General features: G+C 69.9%; 10 protein-coding genes. 5 read left to right on the forward strand and 5 right to left on the reverse strand.

Annotated features, from left to right (window positions below):
• Together VHK87_RS01830 and VHK87_RS01835 are read left to right on the forward strand one after the other, a co-directional pair.
• Positions 1–1,024, forward strand: a 1,024-nt coding sequence (locus VHK87_RS01830) for an exodeoxyribonuclease VII large subunit (protein WP_329633189.1), incomplete at its 5' end; no start/stop codon positions are given.
• Positions 1,025–1,052: 28 nt separating this feature from the next.
• The gene (locus VHK87_RS01835) at positions 1,053–1,274 is read left to right on the forward strand and encodes a DUF2093 domain-containing protein (RefSeq protein ID WP_329633190.1); all 222 of its coding nucleotides are present in this window, start codon (positions 1,053–1,055) and stop codon (positions 1,272–1,274) included.
• Positions 1,275–1,325: 51 nt separating this feature from the next.
• Here the strand turns inward: VHK87_RS01835 and VHK87_RS01840 are convergent, their stop codons facing one another.
• Positions 1,326–2,297: a lysophospholipid acyltransferase family protein gene (locus VHK87_RS01840; RefSeq protein WP_329633191.1), complete on the reverse strand. Its 972-nt coding sequence runs from the start codon at positions 2,295–2,297 to the stop codon at positions 1,326–1,328.
• 123 nt (positions 2,298–2,420) lie between these two features.
• Here VHK87_RS01840 and VHK87_RS01845 point away from each other — a divergent pair, with 123 nt between their 5' ends.
• Positions 2,421–2,822: a helix-turn-helix transcriptional regulator gene (locus VHK87_RS01845; protein ID WP_329633192.1), complete on the forward strand. Its 402-nt coding sequence runs from the start codon at positions 2,421–2,423 to the stop codon at positions 2,820–2,822.
• A 31-nt stretch (positions 2,823–2,853) separates the two neighbouring features.
• Positions 2,854–3,678, forward strand: coding sequence for a histidinol-phosphatase (gene hisN, locus VHK87_RS01850; protein ID WP_329633193.1), 825 nt, complete (start codon positions 2,854–2,856; stop codon positions 3,676–3,678).
• A gap of 1 nt (position 3,679) precedes the next feature.
• Here hisN and VHK87_RS01855 read toward each other — a convergent pair whose 3' ends face one another.
• From VHK87_RS01855 to VHK87_RS01870, 4 genes are all read right to left on the reverse strand, one after another.
• Entirely contained in the window at positions 3,680–4,651 is a 972-nt protein-coding gene (locus tag VHK87_RS01855) for an alpha/beta hydrolase (RefSeq protein ID WP_329633194.1), read from the reverse strand.
• Between the two features lie 10 nt (positions 4,652–4,661).
• Complete coding sequence (locus VHK87_RS01860; protein ID WP_329633195.1) at positions 4,662–4,970, reverse strand: SCP2 sterol-binding domain-containing protein; 309 nt, start codon at positions 4,968–4,970, stop codon at positions 4,662–4,664.
• A 67-nt stretch (positions 4,971–5,037) separates the two neighbouring features.
• Positions 5,038–5,934, reverse strand: a complete 897-nt coding sequence (locus tag VHK87_RS01865) for a methyltransferase (protein WP_329633196.1) — start codon at positions 5,932–5,934, stop codon at positions 5,038–5,040.
• A 59-nt stretch (positions 5,935–5,993) separates the two neighbouring features.
• Entirely contained in the window at positions 5,994–6,833 is an 840-nt protein-coding gene (locus tag VHK87_RS01870; protein ID WP_329633197.1) for a class I SAM-dependent methyltransferase, read from the reverse strand.
• Between the two features lie 270 nt (positions 6,834–7,103).
• Between VHK87_RS01870 and VHK87_RS01875 the strand changes: the two genes are divergently transcribed.
• Positions 7,104–7,577, forward strand: coding sequence for an Hsp20 family protein (locus tag VHK87_RS01875; RefSeq protein WP_329633198.1), 474 nt, complete (start codon positions 7,104–7,106; stop codon positions 7,575–7,577).
• Positions 7,578–7,661 lie beyond the last annotated feature (84 nt).

The following is a 7,661-nucleotide window of genomic DNA, read 5'->3' on the forward strand; positions in this document are numbered from 1 at the left end:
CGCCGCCCAGGTCTGCGCGGCGATCAACGGCTTCTGCGCCCACGGCGGCGAGGGCGCGATCCCCCGGCCCGACGTGCTGATTGTCGCCCGCGGCGGCGGCTCGGTGGAGGACCTGTGGCCGTTCAACGATGAGCAGCTGGCCCGCACCGTCGCGGCCTGCACCATCCCGCTGATCTCGGCGGTGGGCCACGAGACCGACACCACCTTGATCGACTTCGTGTCCGACCGGCGGGCGCCGACCCCGACAGCGGCGGCCGAGATGGTCACCCCGGTGCTGGCCGAGCTCCGGGCGGCGGTAAGCGATCTCTCCGCTCGGATGCATCGCTGCGGCGGGCGGGTGGTGGAGGACCGCCGGTCCAGAATACTGGCGGCGGATCGCACGCTCCGCAGGGTCGGCGACACCTGGGAGATGGCCGCTCAGCGCTTCAACCTCGCCTCGGGACGGCTAGCAGCGGCTTTACAGAAGAACCAGGACGCTCACGAACGTCAGCTGGTTCGCGTCACTTCAAGGCTGTCGCCCCACCTTCTCGAGCGGCCTCAGCGAGTTCAAGCGGATCGGCTCGAAGTCGTCGCGCGACGGTTGTCTCCTGCGGCCGCGCGTCGAGTGGCGCAGGAAAGCGAGCGCTTCAGCGCTGTCGCAGCTCGACTGCAGAGCCAACATCTGGAGCGTCCGCAGCGGGTGCAAGCTGACCAGGTGCGAGCTCTCGGAAGTCGTCTCGACGGCGCCTATACGCGTCTGATCGATCGCGCCTCCGAGCGACTGGCAAGCTTGGAGAAGCTGCGGGTGTCGCTAAACCCGGACCGGCCGCTGCGGCTCGGCTTCGCCCGCGTCCACCGGCCGGACGGGTCGCTGGTGACCACCGGCGCCCAGCTGTCGGCCGGCGATGCAGTCAGCCTGGTCTTCCAGGACAAGGAGAACGTCCGACACGCCGTCGTGGACGGGGCCGCGCCCGAACTCAAGCCGGCCCGCGCCGCACGTCCAAAGGCGCCCGCCGCGCCGGCCACGCAGGGTGACCTGTTCTGAGACGCGCCGAAGGACTAAATAGCGCTCCATGAACGCCCACGACCGCGAGCTCTCCGCCGGCGACATCGCCACCGTCCACTACGGCGACGGCGAGTTCGTCGTGCTCAAGCCGGGCCGCTACGTGGTCTGCGCCGTCAGCGGCGTGAAGATCCCGCTGGACGCCCTCCGCTACTGGAACCCCGCCACCCAGGAAGCCTACGCCGGGCCGGCCGAAGCCCTGCAGCGGTGGAAGCAGCTGAACGAGAAGTAGTCCCGCCCATCCCGGCGAAAGCCGCGACCGAGACGGCCTGGAGGCGGAGATTCAGCCTCGGCCCCGGTTTTCGCCGGGGTGAGCGGAGATGGGTTCGCCAGCCTGCTTGTCCGCGCGCTTCTTGTACACCTCGTTCGGCCAGCGCTTGTGGACCCACCACCATTCGTGGGGCCGCTCCAGGACCCGGGCTTCCATGAAGGCGTTGACCTGGCGGACCGCGGCCTCGAGGTCGGCGGCCCGGTCGCCGGTCTCGGCCAGATGGATCGGCTCGTGCACCACCACCCGGAACCGGGCCTTGCGGATGCGCTGAACGCTCATCGGCTGCAGCGGCGCGCCAAACCTCAGCGCGAATTTGGACGGCCCGGGCGCGGTGTGGGCCAGGTGGCCGAAGAAGGGCGCGGCGACGCCGCCGTTGTACTTCTGGTCGTTCATCAGGGCGACGGACTCACCCCTCGCCAGGCCTTTCAGGATGTCGCGCGCGCCCTCCTCGCCCTTGGGCGCGAAGTCCCGCACCCCGTAGCGGAAGCGGCTCTTGCGGAAGCGCTGCTCGATATAGGGGTTATTCGCCGCGCGGTAGGTGATCTGGCACTTGGCGCCGGAGTTCACGATCACCGCGCTCATCACCTCCATGTTGGAGAAGTGGCCGGAGATGAACACCACCGGGCCCGCGCCCTGCGCAATCTCGGCCAACCGCCCGGCGTTCACCACCTCGACCCGCGACGGCTCGCGGATGATCCGGTCGAGGATCGGGTGCTCGAAGAAGAACCGCCCCAGGCTCTCCCACTGGTCGGCGATCAGCCGCGCCTTCTCGTCCGGCGCCATGTCGGGGAAGACCAGCGCGATATTCCGCTCGACGACCCGCTGGGTCCCGGTCAGCGGGCCGATGGTCTTCACCAGCCAGCCGCCGAAATCGGACACCACGTCGATCGGCAGGAGCCGGATCAGCCCCACGAAGATGTCGAAGGCGAGGGCCTCAAGCCGCCAGAGAAGGTGCTGGGCAAGGGAGGGGCGTGGTTCGGCCATCGCCCCTTACGTGGCGCCGCCCGATGCGCCGCGCAACGCGAACCGGCGTTCGCGTGGCGCGCGACTTGCCGCCGAAAGCCCGGACCGTCCCGGTTTGGGACGAGGGCAGGGAAGTAAACGGCTATGCGTCCGAAGAACATGGGTAGCGAGATCGACATCCACCTGGGCAAGCGGTTGCGCCGGCGCCGGCGCCTGCTGGGCCTGACCCAGCAGCAGCTGGCGGGCGCCTGCGGCGTGCGCTTCCAGCAGATCCAGAAGTACGAATGTGGCGCCAACCGCATCTCGGCGGCCCGGCTGTGGCAGCTGTCCGAGGCGCTGCAGGTGCCGGTGGCCTACTTCTACGACGGCCTGTCGGAACAGGAGCGCAATGCGGCCGAGGCGAAGATCGCCGAGGACAGCGGCGAGGTGCTGTCCCGCAAGGAGACCCTCGACCTGATCCGCGCCTACTATCAGCTCGATGAGCGCCCGCGCCGCCGGCTCCTGGACCTGGCCAAGTCGCTGCACGGGGACGCCGAAGGCCGCTGACGCCGCTGCAGCGGCGGGGTAAAGCGGGCCCATGCCCGCCGCCCCCGCCCCTGCGTCCGACCAGCTCGCCGAGCTCGAAGCCTTCCTGCTGGAGCTGAACCGCGCCTCGTCCGAGGTCATCCTGCCGCTTTTCCGCGCCGACCACGGCCTGGTGGACAAGGGCGGCGCCAAGGGGTTCGACCCGGTCACCGAGGCTGATAAGGGCGGCGAGGCGGCGATCCGCAAGCTGATCGCCGAGCGCTACCCGGAGCACGGGGTGATCGGCGAGGAGTGGGGCGAGGACCGGCCGGACGCCGAGTGGGTCTGGGTGCTGGACCCGGTGGACGGCACGAGAGCCTTCATCGCCGGCCTACCGCTCTGGACCACTCTCATCGGGCTGCGCTTCCAGGGCCGGCCGGTGCTGGGCTCCATCGGCCAGCCCTTCCTGGGCGAGGTGTTCCTGGGCCACGCAGGCGGCGCTCGCCGCATCGGCCCCGACGGGACCTCGCCGCTGCGGGTCCGTGCGTGCCCGAACCTCAACGACGCCATCATCGCCACCACCGACCCGGAAGGCTGTTTCGACGGCGCCGAGCTGGGCGCGTGGCGCCAGGTGCGCGCCGCAGCCCGTCTCGCCCGCCTCGGCTGCGACGCCTACGCTTACGCCATGGTGGCGGCCGGGACGATGGACCTAGTGGTGGAGGCGGGGCTGAAGTCCTGGGACATCGACTGCGCCATCCCGCTGATCGCCGGAGCCGGCGGTCTGGTGACCGACTGGCGCGGCGCCCCTTTGGGCAACGACGGCGGCCAGGTCGCCATCGCCGGCGACCGTCGCTGCCTGGACGAAGCGCTGGTGGCGCTCAAGCGCAGCGCCAAATAGCTCAGCCCGCCGCCGCCAGCGCCGCCGGCGCCAGCTGGTCCGCCAGCGCGTCGAACTCGCGCCAGAAGACGGCGCGGCGGGGATCGGTCTCCTGCAGGATCTCGTGGTAGGCGCCTTCGACGCGGACCAGCCGGCCTTTCGGCAGGGCGCGAGCCACGATGTCCTGGCCCCGGTTGTCGATCACCTTCTCTTCGCCCGCCTGGCAGATGGTCACCGGGATTGTGACGCCCTTCAGGTTGGCCGGCTTCTGCAGGAAGCCTGTCGCCTTGAAGGCGAAGTCCAGCCAGCCCCAGGTCACCGGCCCCAGCGCCAGGTCGGGGTGGGCCTTGATGAGCGCGCAGTTGCGGGCGTAGCGGGAGGGATCGTGGCTCACCCGGTTTCTGCCGAAGTCGTTCTCGAACGGATCGCCGGGTCCGCCGACATAGTCCTCCAGCCGGTTGATGCGGACCCGCCGGCCGAGCAGCAGATCCACCAGCAACCGCGGGGCGGGCTTGGTGGTCAGCGCCAGCATCGGCGCGGAGAGCACCGCGCCCGCGAACTTCTCGGACTGGCCCTTGGCGAGCGCCAGCAGGGTGAGGCAGCCGCCCATGGAGTGGCCCACCGCGATCCACGGCTTCGGTAGGCGCGCGGCGTAGGCGGTCAGCAGGCAGTCGAAGTCCGTCAGGAAATCCTCGTAGCCGGCCGCGTGGCCCTTCAGCCGATCTGGCAGCAGCCGTTCGGAGAGCCCCTGCCCCCGCCAGTCGTGAGCCAGCACGACGAAGCCCCGCTCCAGCAGCTCGCCGATGGTCTCGTAGTATTTCTCGATGACCTCGGTGCGCCCGCCGCTCAGCACCACCGAGCCGCGGGGGGCGCCCTTGGGTCTGAACAGGGCCGCGCGCATGCGCGCCCCGCCGGCGCCGGCGAACCATTCGCCGGTCCCGCCCGGGGGGGCCGGGTTCTCGGGGGTCTCGAGCAAAGGGGCCGGCTCGGCCATGGCGGCCTCCTCAGGCGAGCTTTGAGAACAGCGCCTGGATTTTGGGCTGCAGCTGCATGGCGAGGCCCATGTTGGACAGCTTCATGCGGCCGGTCATCATCGCGGCCATCGGGTCGAGCTTGCGCTTACCCAGCGCCTCCAGGTCCTTCAGGCTGATGGTGACGGTGAGGTCGGCGGGCCGGTCCTCGTTGGTCACCGAGGCGCCGTCCACGTGGATGACGCCGGCGTCCTTCAGGTTCAGCTTCACGCTGTGTCCCAGCCCCTCGCCCTGCGCCATGGCGGTCTTCAGGCGGTCGGTAAGCTCCTCGAGCGTCGGCATGTGGATTCCCTAAGCGGTTACGACAGCACGCATAACCCGCCCTAACCGAAGCGTCAGCGCTGTTTTCCTACGCCGGCTTGACGAACCGCAGGGTCATCCGGTCGCTCTCGCCGATGGCGTCGTACTTGCTGCGGTCGAACGCGGGATCGTCCGGCTGGCCCCTGGGCGATGTGCGGCGCACGGGCGGCAGGGTCCAGACGCCGAAGGGATGGTCCTTGGTGTCCTTCGGGTTGGCGTTGATCTCGCTGGCGGCCTGCAGGACGAAGCCGGCCTCCCGGGCCAGTTGGACGACGTAGTCCTGCTGGACATAGCCGTCCGCGGCCAGCGGGTCCTGGACGCCGCCGGCGTTGGCCCGGTGCTCCTCGACGCCGAGGATTCCGCCGGGCTTCAGAGCCTGGAAGGCGTCGCGGAACGCCTTCTCCGCGACGCCCGCAGCCATCCAGTTGTGCAGATTGCGCAGGAAGAGGGCCATGTCCGCCGAGCCCGCCGGGGCCACCGGTCCGCTGGTCGGCCCGAAGGCGGTCACCTCGACCTCGCCGTAGAGGTCGGGGTCGGCCTCCAGCTTGCGCCGGAAGGCGTTCACCACCTCGCGGGACGCCTCGTCCGTGGGCTGCAGGTTGGCGGCGTAGAGCTTGCCCTCGGTGGCGGCCACGAAGGGGGCCAGGATGTCGGTGTACCAGCCCGCGCCGGGCCAGAACTCGACGACGGTCATCCCCGGCTTGAGGCCGAAGAACTCCAGCGTCTCGCGCGGATGCCGAGCCGGGTCGCGGACCTTGTCCTGGGCGCTGCGCCAGCCGCCGGCGACCGCCTCGGCCAGGGTCATGCCGCCGGCCTTCGGCGCAGGCGCCTTCTCCGGCGCCGTCTTGGGCTCTTCGGCGGGACGGCCGCAGGCGGCCAGGGCCGCCGTTCCGAAAAGCACGAGGCTGCGCCGGGACAGGCCGGCCGGCGTCACAGGACGTCGCATGGCGTCTCCTGATGTTCAGCGCCCCCGCCCGGACCTAGCGCCCGGGCGGAGCGGGGTCATCAGCCAGGCTTCCTGAACCGCAGCGTCATACGGTCGCTCTCGCCGATCGCATCCCACTTGGCCCGGTCAAAATCGGGGTTCGCCGGCTGGCCGGCCGGCGCGGTGCGCCGGTTGGGCGGCAGGGTCCAGACGCCGAAGGGATGATCCTTGGTGTCCTTGACGTTGGCGTTGACCTCGGACTGGGCGTCCAGCTTGAAGCCCGCCTTCTCGGCCGCCGCGACGACATTGGCGACCGAAACATAGCCGTCGCGGGCGTCGGCCGCCTGCGGCCGCGGATCGGACCGGTGCTCCTCGACGGCCAGGACGCCGCCGGGCTTCAGGACCGCGTAAAAGTCCTTCATCGCCTTGTCGAGCATGCCCGGCTGCCACATCCAGTTGTGGATGTTGCGGGCGGTGATGACCACGTCGGCCGAGCCCGCCGGGCCCAGCGGGCCGGACTTGGCGCCGAAGCCGGCGTACTGGACCTTCCCGAACTTGGCCTCGTCCGCGTACTTGGCCTCGAAGGCGGCGCGCGCCTTCTTGGCCGCCTCGGGCAACTCGGGGTTGGCGAGGTCAGCCGCGGTGGCGACATAGGTCCCGCCCGTGGCCTTGGCGTAGGGCGCCAGGATCTCGGTCCAGTAGCCGGAGCCGGGCGAGACCTCGATCACCGTCTGCTTCGGCTTCACGCCCCAGAAGGTCAGGGTTTCGTAGGGGTGGCGGGCCGCGTCGCGGGCCTTGTGCTCTTCCGACCGCTGGGGACCGGCGATCGCCGCCTTCAGCGTATCGTCGGCCAGGGCAGGCGCGGCCGAGGCGGCCAGGGCGGCGGCCAACGCGGCGGCGGCGAGCGTACGTAGGGACATTCTGGGCCTCTCCCGGTTCTACTTCGCGACCATTCCGGCGCGGCTTTGCAGTGATATTTCGTTGCGGCGCGGGTGGCGAGGCACTTTCCCTTTGTTCCGGCGGGGCAGCTGTTTTCATTGGCCTTTCCCCCCTTGAAATGCGCGAAGGCCTACCCACCTAAGCCCACGAAGGCGCTGGATGTCCGGGCCTTCTCGGGCGCTGACGAGGCCGATGCGGCTCGTCTCAAGCCCGGTGAACGCAACCTTGCTTATGAAGAAGGATGTGACCTGATGCGCACCCTCGACTTTTCTCCCCTCTATCGCTCGGTGGTCGGCTTCGACCGCCTCGCCAACCTGCTCGAGACCGCCGCGGCGGATGCTGCGACCGGCTATCCGCCCTACAACATCGAGCGCACCGGCGAGAACGAGTACCGGATCGAGATCGCGGTCGCCGGTTTCCGCCCTGAGGAACTGAACATCGAGGTCAAGGAAAACCTCCTGACCGTTCAGGGCCGCAAGGCCGCCAACGACGACCAGCGGCGGTTCCTCCACCGCGGCCTGGCCGAGCGCAACTTCGAGCGCCGGTTCCAGCTCGCCGACTATGTGGTGGTGACCGACGCCAACCTGGCCGACGGCCTGCTGTCGATCTCGCTGCGCCGCGAGTTGCCCGAAGCGCTGAAGCCGCGGACGATCCAGATCAGCACCAGCCGGCCCGAACAGCCGACGCTGATCGAAGGCGAGACGGCCCAGGAAAAGGCCGCCTAAGCCGCCGCTCAAGAGCGATGACTGTCGAGGGGCGGGGCCGCAGGGCCTCGCCCCTTTTTGCGTGTCAGATGACGCCTTCAAGGC

The sequence above is a fragment of the Phenylobacterium sp. genome (assembly GCF_036263695.1).
In the GTDB taxonomy this organism is placed as follows: Bacteria; Pseudomonadota; Alphaproteobacteria; order Caulobacterales; family Caulobacteraceae; genus Phenylobacterium.

Bases quoted from the DNA above. Each gene is read 5' to 3' on its own strand.
- VHK87_RS01845 (WP_329633192.1), top strand. From the start codon at position 2,421: ATGCGTCCGAAGAACATGGGTAGCGAGATCGACATCCACCTGGGCAAG.
- VHK87_RS01870 (WP_329633197.1), bottom strand. From the start codon at position 6,833: ATGTCCCTACGTACGCTCGCCGCCGCCGCGTTGGCCGCCGCCCTGGCC.
- hisN (WP_329633193.1), top strand. From the start codon at position 2,854: ATGCCCGCCGCCCCCGCCCCTGCGTCCGACCAGCTCGCCGAGCTCGAA.
- VHK87_RS01875 (WP_329633198.1), top strand. From the start codon at position 7,104: ATGCGCACCCTCGACTTTTCTCCCCTCTATCGCTCGGTGGTCGGCTTC.
- VHK87_RS01865 (WP_329633196.1), bottom strand. From the start codon at position 5,934: ATGCGACGTCCTGTGACGCCGGCCGGCCTGTCCCGGCGCAGCCTCGTG.
- VHK87_RS01840 (WP_329633191.1), bottom strand. From the start codon at position 2,297: ATGGCCGAACCACGCCCCTCCCTTGCCCAGCACCTTCTCTGGCGGCTT.
- VHK87_RS01855 (WP_329633194.1), bottom strand. From the start codon at position 4,651: ATGGCCGAGCCGGCCCCTTTGCTCGAGACCCCCGAGAACCCGGCCCCC.
- VHK87_RS01860 (WP_329633195.1), bottom strand. From the start codon at position 4,970: ATGCCGACGCTCGAGGAGCTTACCGACCGCCTGAAGACCGCCATGGCG.
- VHK87_RS01835 (WP_329633190.1), top strand. From the start codon at position 1,053: ATGAACGCCCACGACCGCGAGCTCTCCGCCGGCGACATCGCCACCGTC.